This is a genomic window from Acidovorax bellezanensis, assembly GCF_025421555.1.
GTDB classification, from domain to species: Bacteria; Pseudomonadota; Gammaproteobacteria; order Burkholderiales; family Burkholderiaceae_C; genus Comamonas; species Comamonas bellezanensis.
This window is the reverse complement of the sequence record NZ_JAODYH010000001.1, coordinates 297,014-315,566: the sequence shown is the minus strand read 5'-3', so window position 1 is coordinate 315,566 and position 18,553 is coordinate 297,014. Positions and strand designations below refer to the sequence as shown.

The following is an 18,553-nucleotide window of genomic DNA, read 5'->3' as shown; positions in this document are numbered from 1 at the left end:
GAAGCCGGGGCGCGCCTAGCGCGAAGCGGCTCAGGGGGTGTTATTCCAACTCACCCATTTGCGACTGCAGGTAGTTCTGCACGCCGACCTTGTCGATCAGGTCGATCTGGGTCTCGAGGAAGTCGATGTGCTCTTCCGTGTCGTCGAGGATCTTCTGCAGCAGGTCGCGCGAAACGTAGTCGCGCACGGATTCGCAGTGGGCGATGCCGTCCTTGATGGTCTGCTGCGCACCCAGCTCGAGGCGCAGGTCGCAGGCCAGGCATTCGGGCACGTCTTCACCGATTTGCAGCTTGCCCAGGTCCTGCAGGTTGGGCAGGCCGTCGAGCGTGAAAATGCGGTCCATGAGCCAGTCGGCATGCTTCATCTCACCGATGGATTCGGCGTATTCCTTCTTGGCCAGCTTGTCGAAGCCCCAATGCTTGTACATGCGGTAGTGCAGAAAATACTGGTTAATGGCCGTGAGCTCATTTTTCAGTTGTGCCTGCAGGTGGGCAATGGCTTGTGCGTCGCCTTTCATGGGGGTACTCCTTCGCTTGTGTGAATCGCTCAATTGTCGCCGTTCATCAGGTGCATGTAACCGCTATCCCCTGCATTTACGGTATGTCTGCGTTTGATGTTGACTCGCGTTCGCGTTTCCCGGCGAGGATGTATCGGGGAAAATGACGGCAGCAGGACTATGAATGGTGTTTATTGATAGTTAAATCAAATCGACATGATCAAGTCAATTGATTGGATTTATTTCGTGAACACTCTAAACTTCAGTCCTGTGTTCAGTCGCATTACTTAAAGGAAGCAACCATGTCCGTTATCAATACCGAAATCAAACCTTTCAAGGCCAGCGCTTTCAAGGCCGGCAAGTTCATCGATATCACCGAAAAGGACGTGCTGGGCAAGTGGGCTGTGTTCGTTTTCTACCCAGCCGACTTCACCTTCGTCTGCCCCACCGAGCTGGGCGACGTGGCTGACCACTACGCAGAATTCCAGAAGATGGGCGTGGAGATCTTCTCCGTGTCCACCGACACCCACTTCGTGCACAAGGCTTGGCACGATGCTTCGGAAACCATCGCCAAGATCCAGTACACCATGATCGGCGACCCGACCATGGCGATTTCGAACAACTTCGAAATCCTGCGCGCTGACCAAGGCCTGGCCAACCGCGGCACCTTCATCATCGACCCCCAGGGCGTGATCCAGGCTGTGGAAATCACCGCCGAAGGCATTGGCCGCGATGCAACCGAACTGCTGCGCAAGGTCAAGGCTGCTCAGTACGTCGCCGCTCACCCCGGTGAAGTCTGCCCCGCCAAGTGGCACGAAGGCGAAGCCACCCTGGCTCCTTCGCTGGACCTGGTCGGCAAGATCTAAGTAAAGCCCCTGAAAAGCCCGGGGCGACCCGGGCTTTTTTTGAAGCACTAGAACAATAACTATCAACAATAAATTAAATAAGGATTTGACTATCATGCTCGACGCCAACCTCAAGACCCAACTCAAGGCATACCTCGAACGTGTGCAAAAGCCCATTGAAATCGTCGCCACCCTCGACGACAGCAAGGCGTCTGGCGAAGTCAAGTCCTTGCTGGCCGATTTGGTCGCGCTCAGCGACAAGATCACCGTGGTCGAAAACAACGCCGCCGATGCACGCAAGCCCTCGTTCCTGATCAGCAACCCCGGCGTGGACACGGGCGTGCGTTTTGCCGGCGTGCCCCTGGGCCATGAATTCACTTCGCTGGTGCTGGCCCTGCTGCACGTGGGCGGCCACCCCTCGAAGGAGTCGGCTGAACTGCTGGAACAGATCCGCGGCATCGACACGCCTTTGCATTTCGAGACCTATTACTCGCTGTCCTGCCACAACTGCCCGGACGTGGTGCAGGCGCTCAATCTGATGAGCGTGCTCAACCCCAAGATCACCCACACGGCGATTGACGGCGGCCTGTTCCAGAGCGAAGTCGAAGCGCGCGAAATCATGGGCGTGCCCACGGTCTTCGTCAACGGCGAGCGTTTCGGTCAAGGCCGCATGGAGCTGGCCGAGATCGTCGCCAAGGTCGACAGCGGCGCTTCGGCCCGCGAAGCCGCCAAGATCAGCGCCAAGGAAGCGTTCGACGTGCTGATCGTCGGTGGTGGCCCCGCCGGTGCGGCCGCGGCCGTGTATGCGGCGCGCAAGGGCATCCGCACCGGCATCGCCGCCGAACGCATGGGCGGCCAGGTGCTGGACACGGTGGACATCGAGAACTTCATTTCGGTGCAAAAGACCGAAGGCCCGCAGTTCGCGGCAGCGCTCGAGCGCCATGTGCGCGACTATGAAGTCGACATCATGAATCTGCAGCGCGCCAAGGCGCTGGTGCCCGCCAAGGAAGAGGGCGGCCTGATCACGGTGGAGCTGGAGTCGGGCGCGACGCTGCAATCGAAGACCGTGATCCTGTCGACCGGCGCGCGCTGGCGCAACATGAACGTGCCTGGCGAAGAGCAGTACCGCACCAAGGGTGTGACCTACTGCCCGCATTGCGACGGCCCGCTGTTCAAGGGCAAGCCCGTGGCGGTGATCGGCGGCGGCAACTCCGGCGTGGAAGCGGCCATCGACCTGGCCGGCGTGGTCAAGCATGTCACGCTGCTGGAGTTCGCCACCGAGCTCAAGGCCGATGCCGTGCTGCAAAAGAAGCTGCGCAGCCTGCCCAACGTGACTGTCATCACCAACGCCGAGACCACGGAAGTCAACGGCGACGGCAAGAAGGTCACCGGCCTGACCTACAAGGACCGCGGTACGGGCGAAATCAAGACCGTGGCGCTGGACGGTATCTTCGTGCAGATCGGTCTGCTGCCCAACACCGACTGGCTCAAGGGCACGGTCGAGCTGACCCGCTTCGGTGAAATCATCATCGACGCCAAGGGCCAGACCAGTGTGCCTGGCGTGCTGGCCGCGGGCGACTGCACCAACGTGCCTTACAAGCAGATCGTCATTGCCGCGGGTGCGGGCGCGACGGCCGCGTTGTCGGCTTTCGATCACCTGATCCGCCATTGATGGCACCGTGGAGGCACCTGCCTGGCGGGTGCTGAAGCAAAAAAGGACTGCCTGGGCAGTCCTTTTTTGCGCCTGCGCGCTGTTGCTGGAGGAGGGCGCCGGTAGCCGCAGCAGAGCGTCAGAAACGGTCATGCTCCGCCGCCGCCGGGCCGCCCCTAGGCGGGCCCCCCCAAGGCGGCGGACGGCCCCCTCGGGGGGCAGCGAGCTACACGCAGTGGGCGAGCGTGGGGGCTAGTACCCCAGGCGTTCGGGCTTGATGTCCTGCAGGATCGTCGTGGCGATTTCCTCGATGGACTTGTTGGTGCTCGACAGCCAGCGGATGCCCGCGCGGCGCATCATGGCTTCGGCTTCGGCGACTTCGTGGCGGCAGTTCTCCAGGCTGGCGTAGCGCGAATTGGGGCGGCGCTCGTTGCGGATGTCGGACAGGCGCATCGGGTCGATGGACAGGCCGAACAGCTTCTTGCGCACCGGCAGCAGGGCCGGGGGCAGCTGGCGCCGGTCGAAGTCTTCGGGGATCAGGGGGTAGTTGCCCACTTTGAGGCCGAACTGCATGGCCAGGTACAGGCTGGTCGGGGTCTTGCCGCTGCGGCTCACGCCGACCAGGATCACGTCGGCGCCGGCCAGGTCGTGGTTGGTCTGGCCGTCGTCATGGGCCAGGCTGAAGTTGATGGCCTCCATCCGGTCCAGGTATTCCTTGCTCTGGCTGATGTCGGAAAAGCGCCCCACGCGGTGGTGGGACTTCAGGCCCAGCTCCTGCTCCAGCGGGTTGACGAAGGTGCCGAACATGTCGAGCAGCATGCCTTTGCAGTTCTCGCGGATGACGTCGACCACTTCCATGTCCACCAGCGTGGTGAAGACGATGGGCTTGCGGCCTTCGATCTCGCCGGTGTGGTTGATCTGGCGCACCGTCTGGTGGGCCTTGTCCACCGTATCGACGAAAGGTACACGCACAAAGCGGGCGCTCACATCGAACTGGGTCATGAGGGCTTTGCCGAAGGTTTCGGCAGTGATACCCGTGCCGTCGGAGATCAGGAATACGGTGCGCGTGTGCATGGTGCTCTTTGAAGAGGGGGGTAAACGAGCCGGCCGCGCGCAAATGGGCGCGGGCCTGGGGTCTGTCATCCATCGATTTCCCTGTTCTCTGAGCAGTCTGAAGGGAAATCCAGACCAGGGGGCTTAATTGATGGCAGGCCCTACAATGGCGCCCATTATTCCCAATTTCATGTCCATGCTCGTTGACGGCCTACAACCAGAACAGCAAAGCAGCGTGCAGCGCAGCGTGGATTACGCCAATGCCCCAGGGGGCTGCAGGGCGATACCGGTTTTAACTTTGGAGCTTTCTCATGTCTGCACTCTTCCAAGCGACCGATCTGGTCGTGCCGTTTGAACAACTGCGAATGACCGACGTCGAGTCGGTCGGCGGCAAGAATGCCTCGCTGGGCGAAATGATTTCCCAGCTGCCCCAGGGCGTGAAAGTGCCCACGGGCTTCGCGACCACGGCCCATGCCTTCCGCGAATTCCTGGCCTTCGAAGGCCTGGCCGACCGCATCAACGCCCGGCTTGCGGCGCTCGACATCGAAGACGTGCGCGCCCTGGCCGTTGCCGGCGCCGAAATCCGCGCCATGGTGGAAAACCAGCCTTTCCCGGCCGATCTGCAAAAAGCCATTGCCGATGCTTTCGCCACGCTGAGCGCGGGCAACCCCCTGGCCTCGTTTGCCGTGCGTTCCTCGGCCACGGCCGAAGATCTGCCCGACGCTTCGTTCGCCGGCCAGCAGGAAACTTTCCTGAACGTGGTGGGCATTGAAGACGTGCTGCACAAGATGAAGGAAGTGTTCGCTTCCCTGTACAACGACCGCGCCATCTCCTACCGCGTGCACAAGGGCTTTGCCCACGACGTGGTCGCGCTGTCGGCTGGCGTGCAGCGCATGGTGCGCTCGGACACCGGCGCGGCCGGCGTGATGTTCACCATCGACACCGAGTCGGGCTTTGAAGACGTGGTGTTCATCACTTCGAGCTACGGCCTGGGCGAGACCGTGGTGCAGGGCGCCGTGAACCCCGACGAGTTCTACGTGCACAAGCCCATGCTCAAGGCTGGCAAGAAGGCGCTGATCCGCCGCAACCTCGGCTCCAAGCTGGTGCAGATGGTGTTTGCTTCGGCCGAGGAAAAGGCCGCCAGCGGCAAGCTGGTCAAGACCACCGACGTGGCGCCCGAGCTGCGCAACCGCTACTCGCTGAGCGACGCCGACGTCGAGCAGCTGGCGCGCTATGCACTGGTGATCGAAGAGCACTACGGTCGTCCCATGGACATCGAGTGGGGCAAGGACGGCACCGACGGCCAGATCTACATCCTGCAGGCCCGTCCCGAGACGGTGAAGAGCCAGTCCAAGGGCCAGGCCGAACTGCGCTACAAGCTGATGGGCACGGGCGACGTGCTGGCCGAAGGCCGCGCCATCGGTCAGAAGATCGGTACCGGCCCGGTGCGCTACGTCAGCGACATTTCGCAGATGGACCAGGTCCAGCCCGGCGACGTGCTGGTGACCGACATGACCGATCCCAACTGGGAGCCGGTGATGAAGCGCGCAGCGGCCATCGTCACCAACCGTGGCGGCCGTACCTGCCACGCAGCCATCATTGCGCGCGAGCTGGGCATTCCCGCCGTGGTCGGTTGCGGCAACGCCACCGAGCTGCTCAAGGCCGGCACCCTGGTGACCGTGTCCTGCGCTGAAGGCGATACCGGCAAGATCTACGACGGCCTGATCGAAACCGAAGTCACCGAAGTCCAGCGCGGCGCCATGCCCGAGATTTCGACCAAGATCATGATGAACGTGGGCAACCCCCAGCTGGCGTTCGACTTCGCCCAGTTGCCCAACGAAGGCGTGGGCCTGGCGCGCGTCGAGTTCATCATCAACAACAACATCGGCGTGCACCCCAAGGCCATCCTGGACTACCCCGCCGTCGATGCCGACCTGAAGAAGGCCGTGGAATCCGTGGCCCGCGGCCATGCGTCGCCCCGCGCTTTCTATGTCGACAAGGTGGCTGAAGGCGTGGCAACGATTGCCGCCGCCTTCTACCCCAAGCCCGTCATCGTGCGCATGTCGGACTTCAAGTCCAACGAATACCGCAAGCTCATCGGCGGCAGCCGCTACGAGCCCGAGGAAGAGAACCCGATGCTGGGCTTCCGCGGCGCGGCGCGCTACATCAGCGCCGAGTTCGGCGAAGCGTTCAAGATGGAATGCGAAGCCCTGCGCCGTGTGCGCGAGGACATGGGCCTGACCAACGTGCAGATCATGATTCCTTTCGTGCGCACCTTGAAGCAGGCCGAGCGCGTGAACCAGCTGCTGGCGGACAACGGCCTCAAGCGTGGCGACAACGGCCTGAAGCTGATCATGATGTGCGAAGTGCCTTCGAACGCCGTCCTGGCCGACGAGTTCCTCGAACACTTTGACGGCTTCTCCATCGGCTCGAACGATCTGACCCAGCTGACCCTGGGCCTGGACCGCGATTCCGGCCTGGAACTGCTGGCTGCCGACTTCGACGAGCGCGATCCCGCGGTCAAGAAGCTGCTCGAGCACGTCATCAAGTCCTGCCTGGCCAAGGGCAAGTACGTGGGCATCTGCGGCCAGGGTCCTTCGGACCACCCCGACTTCGCGCTGTGGCTCGCCGACCTGGGCATTTCCTCGATCTCGCTGAATCCCGACAGCGTCGTTGCCACTTGGCAGCAACTGGCGGCACGCTGAAATTAGGCCCCCCCTGAGCCGCTGCGCGGCTTCCCCCTGAGGGGGACGGCAGCCTCGGTGCGGGGCGGCCCTTCCTCGCTGCCTCCTTGCTGGGGCGCGCCAGTATCTGATGCTGCGTCCAAGCGCGGAAATGAAAAAAAAGCGGCCTAGGCCGCTTTTTTCATGTCCGAGGGAGTCTTAGACTGCCAGGAGTTCCACGTCGAACTTGAGCGTGGCGTTCGGGGGGATCACGCCGCCGGCGCCGCGGGCGCCGTAGCCCAGGGCTGCGGGGATGATCAGCGTGCGTGCGCCGCCGACCTTCATGCCCTGCACGCCTTCATCCCAACCCTTGATCACCATGCCGGCGCCCAGGGCGAAAACGAAGGGGTCCTTGCGGTCCTTGCTGGAGTCGAACTTGGCGCCTTGAACGCCTTCGTTGTAGAGCCAACCGGTGTAATGCACGGTGACGTTGCCGCCACGCGTGGCTTCGGCGCCCTCGCCCACAACGGTGTCTTCAAATTGCAGGCCGGATGCGGTGGTGGTGAAAGCCATGAGAAATCCTTGAAATGTGTCTGTGAAAAGTGCCCGAAGCGGACACTGTACCCGCGGACGACCCGTCCGTCAGGCGCTTTCCTTCTTGGCGCGTGCCGCAACCCAGCGGTTCGCAAAGGCCTGTACATCGCTCAAGCGCTTGAGCAGGTCGTGGCCCGACAAGGTCACGATGTAGCCGTCGCTGCCATGCTCCAGCAGACCGCATTCGCGCAACTCCTTGATGCGGGTGTTGAGCGTGTTGGGCGTGATGCCACCCACGCTGTCCTGCAGCAGGCGAAAGGTCTGGGGATGTCCATCCCGAAGCGCCCACAACACCCGCAGTGCGTAGCGGCATTCGAGCCGTTCGAACAGCTGGTTGATGGCGGCATTTTCCTTGGAGCTCATGGACGCTTCTCCTGGCGCGATGGATAGGTTGAGCGGCGCGTTGACCGAGATGCGGGCGCGTCGCCAAGTCGTGATTGACTATAGCTTGGAAATTATTTTGCTACAAGTTTAGTAGCTCAAAATCCATAGCAGCCATGCGCATCCGTTGGGAAATCCACAAAAGCCAAGGCAAATGTGGCGGCCAAGCCACGATGGCCCTCAGGGCGCCGCGCCGGCGGCGTGGGCCTGGCTGCAGGCATGCAAATGCTGTACCAGCAGGTGGGCGGCAGGGCTCAGCGACTCCTGTGCGCGATAGCAGATGGCAAAGCGGCGGCGGGCCCAGACGTCGGCCAGCGGCACCACGCGCAGGCCGTAGGCCTGGGCAAATGGCTGGGCCACTTCGGCCGGCATCACGCTGATGGCCAGATTGGCACGGACCACGCGCAAGGCGGCTTCGAAGTGCGAGACCTGCATGCGGTGGTTGAGTACCTTGCCCTGCACGGCGGCGGCGCGGGTCAGCAGTTGCTGCACCGCGCTGAGCGCCGGCATGCTCACGTACTCATAGTCCAGCACATCGGCGAAATAGACCTGGCTTTGCTGCGCCACCGGGTGGCTGGCGTGCGCGCAAATGCCCAGATGGTCGCCGCGGTAGGCCTGGGTTTGCAGGCCGCTGAGATCGGCCGCGTCCCAGCAGATGCCGACCGAAGCGCTGCCTTCGTGCACGCCGCGCACCACTTCGGGGCTCACGCGCTCTTCCAGGCTGACCTGGATCTGCTGGTTGCCGGGTGCCTGCAGGAAGGCCGCCACATCGTCGGCCAGCGACTCGGCCATCACCGATGCCGTGACCAGCAGCCGCACATGGCCGCGTGTGCCCTGGGCATAGGCCGCCATGTCGCGGGCGATCAGCGCGCTGCGCGCTAGCAGGGCATGCGCGTGCTCGAGCAGGGTCTCGCCCGCGGCAGTAGGCAGCACGCCGCGGCGCTTGCGCACCAGCAGCGGCGTGCCCACGCGCTGCTCGAGCTGCGCCAGGCGCTTGCTGATGGCCGAGGCGACCATGGCTTCGCGCTGCGCCACGGCGCTGATGTTGCGCAGCTCGCAGACGGCGACAAACAGCCGCAGAGTCGTCAGGTCCAGGTCGTGCATGGTGGAATGAAAAGTTAAGGTATTCCGTTTGGGAACGATAGAGGTTCCAAAATTGATTATCAGTTCCTGTCGGGAATTCCTAGAATCATGACTTTCCCTTAATCGGAGACGGCATGCTGCCCACCGCTTCTCTTGCTCCACCGGGCAAACGCCATGCCATCCTGCGCGAAGTCGGCTTGCGCGACGGCCTGCAAAGCCTGGCCAGCCTGCTGCCCACGGCGCACAAGACCGCCTGGATTGATGCCGCCTACGCCGCGGGCCAGCGCGAGATCGAAGTCGGCTCCTTCGTGCCCGCGCGCCTGCTGCCCCAGCTGGCCGACACGGCCGAGGTGCTGGCGCACGCGAAGACGCTGCCCGGCCTGTTCGCTTCGGTGCTGGTGCCGAACCTCAAGGGTGCGGAGCGCGCGCTCGAATGCGGCGCCGATCTGCTGGTGGTGCCGCTGTCGGCCAGCCACGCCCACAGCCTGGCCAATCTGCGCAAGACGCCTGATGAAGTCGTGGCCGAAGTGGCGCGCATCCGTGCGCAGCGCGACGCGGGCGGCCATGCCACGCTGATCGAAGGCGGCGTGGGCACGGCCTTTGGCTGCACGCTGCAGGGCGAGGTCGCTGAGGACGAAGTGCTGCGCCTGATGCAGGCGCTGCTGGATGCGGGCGCGGACCGCGTGAGCCTGGCCGATACCGTGGGCTTTGCCGACCCCGAGACGGTGAAGCGGCTGTTCGAACGGGCGCGCCGCGCGGTCGGCGACAAGCTGTGCTGCGCGCATTTTCACGACACGCGCGGCATGGGCCTGGCCAATGCCTATGCGGCCTGGCAGACGGGCGTGGAGCGCTTTGACGCCTGCCTGGCGGGCATTGGCGGCTGTCCGCACGCGCCGGGCGCGAGCGGCAATGTGGCGACCGAAGACCTGGCCTTCATGCTGGAGCGCATGGGCGTGGATACGGGATTGGATGTTCAGGCCCTGCTGGCGTTGCGCCAGCGCCTTGGGGCCTGGTTGCCGGGGGAGACCCTGCATGGTGCGCTGTGGCAGGCCGGTCTGCCCCAGGTACTCAATGGCGTGGCAGCCTGCGCTGCCTGAGCCGGTTTTGGATGGATTGTGATGACTGAGAATGTGAATCCGGGCGCTGCAAAGGCCCCTGCTGCGCCCTTGCCCTTGCAAGGGCTGCGCGTGGTGGAGTTTTCCCACATGGTGATGGGCCCGACCTGCGGCATGGTGCTGGCCGATCTAGGCGCTGAAGTGATCAAGGTCGAGCCCGTGGAAGGCGACCGCACGCGCCACCTGCTGGGCGCGGGCGCGGGCTTTTTCCCCATGTTCAACCGCAACAAGAAAAGCATTGCGCTGGACCTGCGCCACCCCGAAGGCCTGCAGGCGGCGATCCGCCTGGCCTCGTCGGCCGATGTGGTGCTGCAGAACTTCAAGCCCGGCGTGATGAAGAAGTACGGCCTGGATTACACCGCGCTGTCGCGCCTGAACGAACGCCTGGTCTATGTGAACCACACCGGCTTTCTGCCCGGCCCCTATGAACAGCGCACGGCGCTCGACGAAGTGGTGCAGATGATGGGCGGGCTGGCCTATATGACCGGCCGCCCGGGCGATCCGCTGCGCGCCGGCGCCAGCGTCAACGACATCATGGGCGGCATGTTCGGCGCCATCGGTGCGATGGCGGCGCTGATGCAGCGCGCCATCACCGGCAAGGGCCAGGAAGTCGACTCGGCCCTGTTCGAGAACAATGTGTTCCTGGTGGGCCAGCACATGATGCAGTACGCCGTCACGGGCGAGCCGGCCGCGCCCATGCCCGACCGCATTTCGGCCTGGGCCGTGTACGACGTGTTCAGCGTCAAGGACGATGGCCAGATCTTTCTCGCGGCCGTGAGCGACGCGCAGTGGAAGACCCTCTGCGATGCCATGGGCTTTGCCGACCTCAAGGCCGACCCGGCCCTGGCCAGCAACAACGACCGCGTGCGCGCGCGTGCCACGCTGCTGCCCGAACTGCGCCGCCGCCTGGCGGCCTACAGCACCGAGGAGCTGTCCGAGATCTTCGAGCGCAACGGCCTGCCTTATGCACCCATCGTGCGGCCCGAGCAGCTGTTCGATGATCCGCACCTCAACGCCACGGGCGGCCTGGCCGAAATCACGCTCACCGACGGCGTGCGCGCGGGCCAGACGGCGCGCACCACGCTGCTGCCCATCCGCATGGACGGACAGCGCCCGGGCATACGCCACAACCCGCCGGCGCTGGGCGAACACACCCGGCAGCTGCTGGAATCGCTGGGCTACAGCCCCGACGAGGTCCAGTCCATGGAGGCCAACGGCGCCGTGGTCTGATCCCCAAGCCTGCGCAGCGCGCAGGCTTTTTGCATAAAAAAAGCAGGAGACAAAAGCATGCATTCCCCCACCATTCCACGCCGCAGCATCCTGGCCTTGGCTGCTGCCAGCCTCATGGCCCCCGCCATGGCCCAGAGCGACAAACCGCTGCGCATCACCTTGCCGCTGTCGGCGGGTTCGGGCGCCGACGGCGCCATTCGCGCCATCAGCGCCAGCCTGGGCAAGGCCATGGGCCAGCCGGTGGTCATCGAGAATCTGCCCGGCGCGGGCGGCATCACCGGCACCCTGCAAATCGTGCGCGCGCCCAAGGATGGTTCGCACATCGGCGTGGTGTCGAACAACCATGTGGTCAATCCCAGCGTCTACCCGTCGATTCCCTTCGACGCCTTGAACGACATCGCGCCCATCACCATCATCGGCGCCACGCCCTTCGTGCTGGTCGCCAACCCGCATCTGCCGGCGCGCAACATCCAGGAACTGGTGGCGCTGGCCAAGGCCAAGCCCGGCACGCTCAACTACGGCTCCTCAGGCAACGGCACCATCCTGCACTTGGGCGCGGCCATGCTGGTCGACCAGGCCAAGGTCGACATCAAGCACATTCCCTACAAGGGCATGGGCATGCTGATGAACGACCTGCTCAGCGGCCAGGTGCAATGGGCCGTAGTGGCGCTGGCGCCCGCGGCGCCGCACATCAAGAGCGGCATGCTGCGTGCCCTGGGCGTGACCACGGCCCAGCGCGTGTCGTCCATGCCCGAGCTGCCGACCATCGCCGAGCAAGGCTTTCCCGAGTACGCGCTCGAAGGCTGGATTGCCGCCGTGGGTCCGGGCGGCCTGTCGCTGACTGAACGCAACCGCCTGCACCGCGGATTCCAGCAGGCACTGGCCCAGCCCGAAGCGCGCAATGCGCTGGTCGCCCAGGGCTACGAGATCAAGCTGAGCACGCCTGAAGCCACGGCGGCCTTCATGCGTTCGGAGTTGCAGCGCATGGCCGAAGTGGTGAAGAACGCGCGCGTCAAAGTGGATTGAGGCCGCGGCGCGGCCGCGCCTGGTGGCACTCTTCTTGCATGGCCTGTGGCAAGAGTAGAAGCGTTCACTGCGCAGCCCTGTGCCTAGGTGCACAAGGCCAGGTCAGCCGGAAATTGCTCTTGAAGCCCGCACCGTGCGGTGCGCCCACGCGCGCCGCGGCTTCAGGAGAATGCCGGACAGGGCATGGCCATCGCCGTCCGGATTTCCGAAGCCAGGAGCGGGAAGATTTTTCTTCCATCTCTTCTTCGAAAGCACCGCATGACCGCCACCTACGAACTGACCGAGCTGCAGAAAGAAACGCGCATGGGCGCGATGGGCTCGGAAACCGGCCAGCGTGAGATCCGCCGCATCGACCTCTCGGACTTCGCCGCGCGCAAGGTCGAGATCGCCGAGCAACTCTGGGACGCCGCCGTCGATGTCGGCTTCTTCCAGGTCGTGAACCACGGCATCGCGCTCCATGATGTCCATCAGGCCTTCGCCATGAGCGAGCGTTTCTTCGCGCTGCCCGACGCCGTCAAGGCCCGGTACCCGTTGAAGAAGGCGCTCAACGTCGGCTGGGAAAGCCGCGCCCAGGTGCGTCCGTCCACGGGAACGCCGGACCAGAAGGAGTCCTACCAGATCACGCGCCCGCACATGGAAGGCCTGTGGCCCAGCGAGCAAGAACTTGCGGGCTTCCAGGCGAGCATGCTGGCCTTCGAAGGCCAGTGCTGGCAGGTGGCCATGCAGGTGCTGTCGTGCTTTGCCTGGAAGCTGGGCTTTGACGAAAGCTTCTTCCTGCGTGCGCACGACCCGGCCCAGGCCAGCTACCAGAGCACCTTGCGCCTGCTGCACTACTTCGCCACGCCGCCCGAGCAGCAAGCCAGCCTGGGCCTGTGGCGCGCGGGTGCGCACACCGACTTCGACTGCCTGAGCCTGCTGTTCCAGCGCCAGGGCCAGGGCGGGCTGCAGGTCTGTCCCGGCAAGGAGATGCAGGCCCAGGAATGGACGTCGGTGGAGCCCGATGAACAGGCCATCACCTGCAATATCGGCGATATGCTGATGCGCTGGAGCGACGACCAGCTGCCGTCGAACTTCCACCGCGTCAAGAACCCCTTGCCCGGTGAATACATGGGGCCGCGCTACAGCCTGGCCTTCTTCGCCCAGGCCAACCGCGACGCCATCATCGAAGGTCCGGGCCGCAAATACCCGCCCATCGCGGCGGGCGAGTATCTGAATCAGCGGGTGGCGGTGAATTTTCAGGGCACCCCCTGAGCCGCTTACGCGGCATGGGCCGCCCCGTCTTCCCCCTCTCATCCTTCGGTGGAGGGGGACGGCACCATCGCTTCGGGGGGGGGGCGCCCAGGTGCGGCGCTTGCTCGGTGCCCCTGAGTTGGGGCACGCCCAGTGTTAGGCGCCGTGCGTTGCGGGGAACGGTGAAGTCACTCGCCCATGAAAAAAGCCATCCCTAGGGATGGCTTTTTGTCGTGCCGGGAAGGCGCGTGGCTTACAGCGAGTCGATGAAGCTGCGCAGCTTGTCCGAGCGCGAAGGGTGCTTGAGCTTGCGCAAGGCCTTGGCTTCTATTTGACGGATGCGCTCGCGCGTCACGTCAAACTGCTTGCCCACTTCTTCCAACGTGTGGTCGGTGGACATTTCGATGCCGAAGCGCATGCGCAGCACCTTGGCTTCGCGTGGCGTCAGGCCGTCGAGGATGTCCTTGACCACGTCGCGCAGACCGGCCTGCATGGCGGCATCGATAGGCGCGGTGTTGGCACCGTCTTCGATGAAGTCGCCCAGGTGGCTGTCGTCGTCGTCACCGATCGGCGTTTCCATGGAGATAGGCTCCTTGGCGATCTTCATGATCTTTCGGATCTTGTCCTCGGGGATTTCCATCTTCGCGGCCAGGATGGACGCATCGGGCTCGAAGCCGAACTCTTGCAAGTGCTGGCGGCTGATGCGGTTCATCTTGTTGATGGTCTCGATCATGTGCACCGGAATCCGGATGGTGCGTGCCTGGTCGGCGATCGAGCGCGTGATGGCCTGGCGAATCCACCAGGTGGCATAGGTCGAGAACTTGTAGCCGCGACGGTATTCGAACTTGTCCACGGCCTTCATCAGACCGATGTTGCCTTCCTGGATCAAGTCCAGGAACTGCAGACCGCGGTTGGTGTACTTCTTGGCAATCGAGATCACCAGGCGCAAGTTGGCCTCGATCATCTCCTTCTTGGCATCGCGCGAGGCACGTTCGCCGTCGTTCATGCGCTTGTTGATGTCCTTGAGGCCTGGCAGGGGCACGACCACGCGGGTCTGCAGGTCGAGCAGGTTCTGCTGCAATTCCTGCACGGGCGGGATGTTGCGCTCGAGGATGGTGCTCCAAGGCTTGTTGGAGTTGGCTTGCTTGACCACCCAGTCGAGGTTCAGCAGGTTGGCCGGGAAGTCCTTGATGAAGGTTTCCTGGGGCATGCCGCACTTGTCGACGATGATGCGGCGCAGTTCGCGTTCCTTCTTGCGCACGTCGTCCACCTGGGCGCGCACGAGGTCGCACAGCTTTTCGATGGTCTTGGCCGTGAAGCGGATGGTCATCAGCTCTTCGGTCAGCGCAGCCTGCACCTTCATGTACGCAGGAGTGCCGTAGCCTTCCTTGTCGTAGATCTTGTGCATCTTCTCGAACAGCTCGCGCATCTTGTCGAAACGCGACAGGGCTTCGTTCTTGAGCTCTTCGAGTTTCTTGGTCAGCGCCTTGGAGCCGCCCTTGCCGTCGTCGTCGTCTTCTTCGTCGAATTCGTCGAAGTCTTCTTCGGCCACGTAATCGTCGGCTTCATTGGGGTTGGAGAAACCGTCGACGATGGTCGAGATGACGACCTTGCCGCCACGGATCTCTTCGGCCATGTTGAGGATTTCGGCAATGGTCGCGGGCGATGCGCTGATCGCCTGCATCATGTTCTGCAGACCACCTTCGATGCGCTTGGCGATTTCAATTTCGCCTTCACGCGTCAGCAGCTCCACGGTGCCCATTTCACGCATGTACATGCGCACGGGGTCGGTGGTGCGACCGAACTCCGAGTCCACCGTCGACAGCGCGGCTTCGGCTTCTTCTTCGGCTTCTTCTTCGGTGGTGGCCGACTGGCCGGTGTTGTTCAGCAACAGGGTTTCGGCGTCGGGCGTCTGCTCGTACACCGCCACACCCATGTCGTTGAGCATGGAGATCACGACTTCCAGCGTTTCGGCATCGACCAGCTTGTCGGGCAGGTGATCGTTGATTTCGCCGTGCGTGAGGTAGCCGCGGGTCTTGCCCAGCTTGATCAGCGCCTTCAGGCGCTGGCGGCGGGTCAGCATTTCTTCTTCGGTCAGGACGGTTTCGTCCAGGCCGAATTCCTTCATCAAGGCGCGTTCCTTGGCCTTGCTGATCTTCATGCGCAGCGGCTTGACCTTCTCGGTCGTGGTGGTCGTCGTGGTTTCGACGGCTTCCACTTCACCTTCGAGGTCCGACTCGATGTCCGACAGGTCGGTGTCGTCCATGTCGTCGCCACCTTCCTTGGCCTTGGGCTTGCGGCCGCGCTTGGCAGGGGTCTTGTCTGCAGCGGCTGCCTTCTTGGCGGCGGGAGCTTTCTTGGCGACGGGTTCGGCGCCGTCTTCGGCCGCAGCCTTGGGCTTGCGGCCGCGCTTGGCGGGTGCGGCGGCGGCGAGAAGCGCGTCAGCGGCAGCGATGAGTTCAGCAGAGGTCTTGGTGGCCACGGGGTTGACTTTCTTGGCAGCGGCTGCCGGCGCAGTCGCTGTTGTGGTCGCAGTTTTTACGGCCTTGGAGGGTGTTTTGGACACGCCCTTGGCAGCTGCGGTTGCAGGCACAGATTTTTCAGGTGTTGCAGCGGTGCCAGAGGCAGACTTGGGTAACTTCGGGGACTTTGTAGCGGGCATGAACACCTCTGAAGCAAAATCGAACACACAAAGAGAACGCAAGCGCCTCGGATCCCGGCGCATAGGATGCAGCTCGGCCATTGACCGATAAGGCATCCGGAGAAAGATCTCCTTGGCAAGATGTATGGGCGAACATTTGGGGTGCAGTCCTTGCGGTAATTTGGGTCCGTGCAATTGCTGCTACTTACGTGTTTTTCACGTTGACCCGGCCCGGAGGTGCTGCTGTCGCTCTTGCCGCTATCCTTTAATTATATCTTTGTCCAGCTATTTCAAGAGCCATTACGCGTTTCATTTTCTAAAAACTGCAAACGGGCATACAAATCCCGCAGCCGTTGCGCTGCGTGGGGGTCGCTGGCAATAGCCATTGCAGTCGCATGGGTTTCTTGCTTGATGTGGTCGATCAGGATGCGATTGAGCACGCCGCGCAGCTCGCGGCGCAGCTCGGGCAGCTCGCCTTCGGGCTGGGCATGGGGGCCGGTCATCAGGCGTTCGGCCAGCGGCGCCACGGCGACCGCCGAAGGGTCGCGCAGGCGCTCGCGCAGCACGGCCCAGGGCAGGGCCCCATATTCCTGAAATTGGGCTTCCAGCCAGGCAAACAAGGGGCCGTGCGGCGCATTGCAGCGTGACAAGGCGTCAAAGTCCTCGTGCGTGAGCTCTTCCATGAACTCCATGTGGGCCATCAGCAGCCGCGCGGCCTGGTCGGTGCGCGTCGCCGGCATGCTGCGCGGCCCGCGCGAGGCGGCTTCGAAACGGTCCGCGGGCTGGCGGTCGCGCCCCCAGCTTTTTTCCCATTTCTTGCCTTTGCCCTGGCCCTGGCTGGGGCTCCAGCTGCCGCCGCCCGCGTTGGCGCTGTAGCCGCCGTTGTAGCTGCCCTGCGCCGCGGGAGCGTAGCTGCCGCTGTCCTGGGCCCAGTCCATGTCGGGCGGGTAGCCGCCGTGGGACTCGGGGCCCGGCGCTGGCGCGTGGCTGGGGCGCATGCCGGGGCGTGCGGGTTCCTTGCTCCACAGCTCGCTCAGGTCCTGCAGCTGCAGCTGGGCCAGTTCGGCAATCTCCGCGAGCAGCTGGCGCTTGAGCACGCCGTCGGGCAGCAAGGTCCACAGGGGGCGCGCGTTGCTGGCCATGTGGGCGCGGCCTTCGGCCAGGCCCAGGTCGCAGCCTTCGCTGGCCGCATCGATGAGGAAGCGGCTCAGGGGCTTGGCGTCGCCGACCTGGCGCGCAAACGCGTCGGTGCCGAATTCGCGAATGAAACTGTCGGGGTCGTGCTCGGTGGGCAGGAACAGGAATTTGAGGCTGCGCGTGTCGGTGGCGTAGGGCAGGGCGGCTTCAAGCGCCTTGTGCGCGGCGCGCCGGCCGGCGTTGTCGCCGTCAAAACTGAAGACCACGGCGTCGGTGAAGCGGAACAGCTTTTGCACATGGTCGGGCGTGCAGGCCGTGCCCAGCGTGGCCACGGCATTGGCAAAGCCCAGCTGGGCCAGCGCCACCACGTCCATATAGCCTTCGGTCACCAGGGCGTAGCCCATTTCGCGCAGGGCGTTGCGGGCCTCGAACAGGCCGTAGAGCTCGCGCCCCTTGTGGAACACCGGCGTTTCGGGCGAGTTCAGGTACTTGGGCTTTTCGTCGCCGAACACGCGGCCGCCATAACCGATGCACTCGCCCTTGACGTTGCGGATCGGGAACATGAGCCGGTCGCGAAAGCGGTCGTAGCGCTTGTTGTCTTCCTCGTTGACGATGACCAGGCCGCTTTCGTGCAGCAGGGGATCGTCGTATTGGGCAAAGACACTGGCCAGGCTGCGCCAGCCTTCGGGCGCATAGCCCAGGCCGAAGCGGGCGGCGGTCTGGCCGGAGACGCCGCGGCGCTTGAGGTACTCGATGGCGTGGGGCGAATCCTTGAGGTGGCGGCGGTAGGCTTCGCCGGCTTTTTCCAGCACGTCGAAGAGCGTTGCCTGCTTTTCCTTTTGCGCGGCCTGGCGCTGGCGCTCCTGGGGACTGATGTCGTCCTGCGGAACGACCAGGCCGACCTGGCCGGCCAGGTCCTGCACGGCTTCGATGAAGCCCATGCCGGCATGTTCCATCAGAAAGCCGATGGCATTGCCGTTCTTGCCGCAGCCGAAGCAGTGATAGAACTGTTTGGAGGGGCTGACGCTGAACGACGGCGATTTCTCGCCGTGGAAGGGGCACAGCCCCATGAAGTTCGCGCCGCCTTTGCGCAGCTGCACATAACGGCCGACGATGTCGACCACGTCCACACGGGACAGCAGCTCTTGGATAAACGATTGGGGGATGGACACCGGGCGTATTTTGAACTATCCGGCATCGGCCTGGCCGCTCAGGGGCCGGGCGCGAAGCCCTGGACTGGGGCTGAGAAAGAAAATCGGCAGCGAAAGCGGCGTGCCGCAGGTCTTTTGTTGCTATTTAAATAATAGCAACAAAAGGTGCAAAGCCGCGATTGAATGCCGGCCCTGCCTGCGTTGAAGGGAGCGCGGGCGTGAAAAAGGCCCGCATCTTGCGATGCGGGCCTCCTGTG

The 18,553-nt window shown here is 63.7% G+C and carries 14 protein-coding genes; 7 read left to right on the top strand and 7 right to left on the bottom strand.

What is annotated here, in order from left to right; genetic code table 11:
• Window positions 1-40: 40 nt before the first annotated feature.
• Window positions 41-517 (bottom strand): bacterioferritin, encoded by a 477-nt coding sequence (gene bfr / locus N0K08_RS01365; RefSeq protein WP_261498194.1) that lies wholly within the window; start codon window positions 515-517, stop codon window positions 41-43.
• Between the two features lie 281 nt (window positions 518-798).
• Here bfr and ahpC point away from each other — a divergent pair, with 281 nt between their 5' ends.
• Together ahpC and ahpF are read left to right on the top strand one after the other, a co-directional pair.
• Window positions 799-1,362, top strand: coding sequence for an alkyl hydroperoxide reductase subunit C (gene ahpC, locus N0K08_RS01360; RefSeq protein WP_175504699.1), 564 nt, complete (start codon window positions 799-801; stop codon window positions 1,360-1,362).
• A 94-nt stretch (window positions 1,363-1,456) separates the two neighbouring features.
• Window positions 1,457-3,013 carry an alkyl hydroperoxide reductase subunit F gene (gene ahpF, locus N0K08_RS01355; RefSeq protein ID WP_261498193.1) on the top strand — a complete coding sequence of 519 codons (1,557 nt, stop codon included), beginning with the start codon at window positions 1,457-1,459 and terminating at the stop codon, window positions 3,011-3,013.
• 231 nt (window positions 3,014-3,244) lie between these two features.
• Here the strand turns inward: ahpF and ppsR are convergent, their stop codons facing one another.
• A complete protein-coding gene (ppsR, locus tag N0K08_RS01350; protein ID WP_261498192.1) occupies window positions 3,245-4,066 on the bottom strand; it encodes a posphoenolpyruvate synthetase regulatory kinase/phosphorylase PpsR in 822 nt (273 codons plus the stop codon).
• A 290-nt stretch (window positions 4,067-4,356) separates the two neighbouring features.
• Between ppsR and ppsA the strand changes: the two genes are divergently transcribed.
• Window positions 4,357-6,750 (top strand): phosphoenolpyruvate synthase, encoded by a 2,394-nt coding sequence (gene ppsA, locus N0K08_RS01345; protein WP_261498191.1) that lies wholly within the window; start codon window positions 4,357-4,359, stop codon window positions 6,748-6,750.
• Window positions 6,751-6,927: 177 nt separating this feature from the next.
• Here the strand turns inward: ppsA and N0K08_RS01340 are convergent, their stop codons facing one another.
• The 3 genes from N0K08_RS01340 to N0K08_RS01330 form a co-directional block, all read right to left on the bottom strand.
• On the bottom strand, window positions 6,928-7,281 hold the full coding sequence (locus N0K08_RS01340) for an FKBP-type peptidyl-prolyl cis-trans isomerase (RefSeq protein ID WP_261498190.1): 354 nt from the start codon (window positions 7,279-7,281) through the stop codon (window positions 6,928-6,930).
• Between the two features lie 69 nt (window positions 7,282-7,350).
• Window positions 7,351-7,665 (bottom strand): winged helix-turn-helix transcriptional regulator, encoded by a 315-nt coding sequence (locus tag N0K08_RS01335; RefSeq protein ID WP_261498189.1) that lies wholly within the window; start codon window positions 7,663-7,665, stop codon window positions 7,351-7,353.
• 198 nt (window positions 7,666-7,863) lie between these two features.
• Window positions 7,864-8,787, bottom strand: coding sequence for a LysR family transcriptional regulator (locus tag N0K08_RS01330; RefSeq protein WP_261498188.1), 924 nt, complete (start codon window positions 8,785-8,787; stop codon window positions 7,864-7,866).
• Between the two features lie 113 nt (window positions 8,788-8,900).
• On the opposite strand from N0K08_RS01330, the gene N0K08_RS01325 reads away from it, so the two are divergent.
• The 4 genes from N0K08_RS01325 (at window position 8,901) to N0K08_RS01310 (ending at window position 13,388) form a co-directional block, all read left to right on the top strand.
• Window positions 8,901-9,863, top strand: coding sequence for a hydroxymethylglutaryl-CoA lyase (locus tag N0K08_RS01325; RefSeq protein ID WP_261498187.1), 963 nt, complete (start codon window positions 8,901-8,903; stop codon window positions 9,861-9,863).
• 21 nt (window positions 9,864-9,884) lie between these two features.
• Entirely contained in the window at window positions 9,885-11,111 is a 1,227-nt protein-coding gene (locus tag N0K08_RS01320; protein ID WP_261498186.1) for a CaiB/BaiF CoA transferase family protein, read from the top strand.
• A 57-nt stretch (window positions 11,112-11,168) separates the two neighbouring features.
• A complete protein-coding gene (locus tag N0K08_RS01315; protein ID WP_261498185.1) occupies window positions 11,169-12,137 on the top strand; it encodes a tripartite tricarboxylate transporter substrate-binding protein in 969 nt (322 codons plus the stop codon).
• Window positions 12,138-12,395: 258 nt separating this feature from the next.
• Window positions 12,396-13,388, top strand: a complete 993-nt coding sequence (locus N0K08_RS01310; RefSeq protein WP_261498184.1) for an isopenicillin N synthase family dioxygenase — start codon at window positions 12,396-12,398, stop codon at window positions 13,386-13,388.
• Window positions 13,389-13,620: 232 nt separating this feature from the next.
• On the opposite strand, the gene rpoD is transcribed toward N0K08_RS01310, so the two are convergent.
• Both rpoD and dnaG read right to left on the bottom strand, forming a co-directional pair.
• Window positions 13,621-16,029, bottom strand: a complete 2,409-nt coding sequence (gene rpoD, locus N0K08_RS01305; RefSeq protein ID WP_261498183.1) for an RNA polymerase sigma factor RpoD — start codon at window positions 16,027-16,029, stop codon at window positions 13,621-13,623.
• 269 nt (window positions 16,030-16,298) lie between these two features.
• Window positions 16,299-18,317 (bottom strand): DNA primase, encoded by a 2,019-nt coding sequence (gene dnaG, locus N0K08_RS01300; protein ID WP_261498182.1) that lies wholly within the window; start codon window positions 18,315-18,317, stop codon window positions 16,299-16,301.
• Window positions 18,318-18,553: the final 236 nt, after the last annotated feature.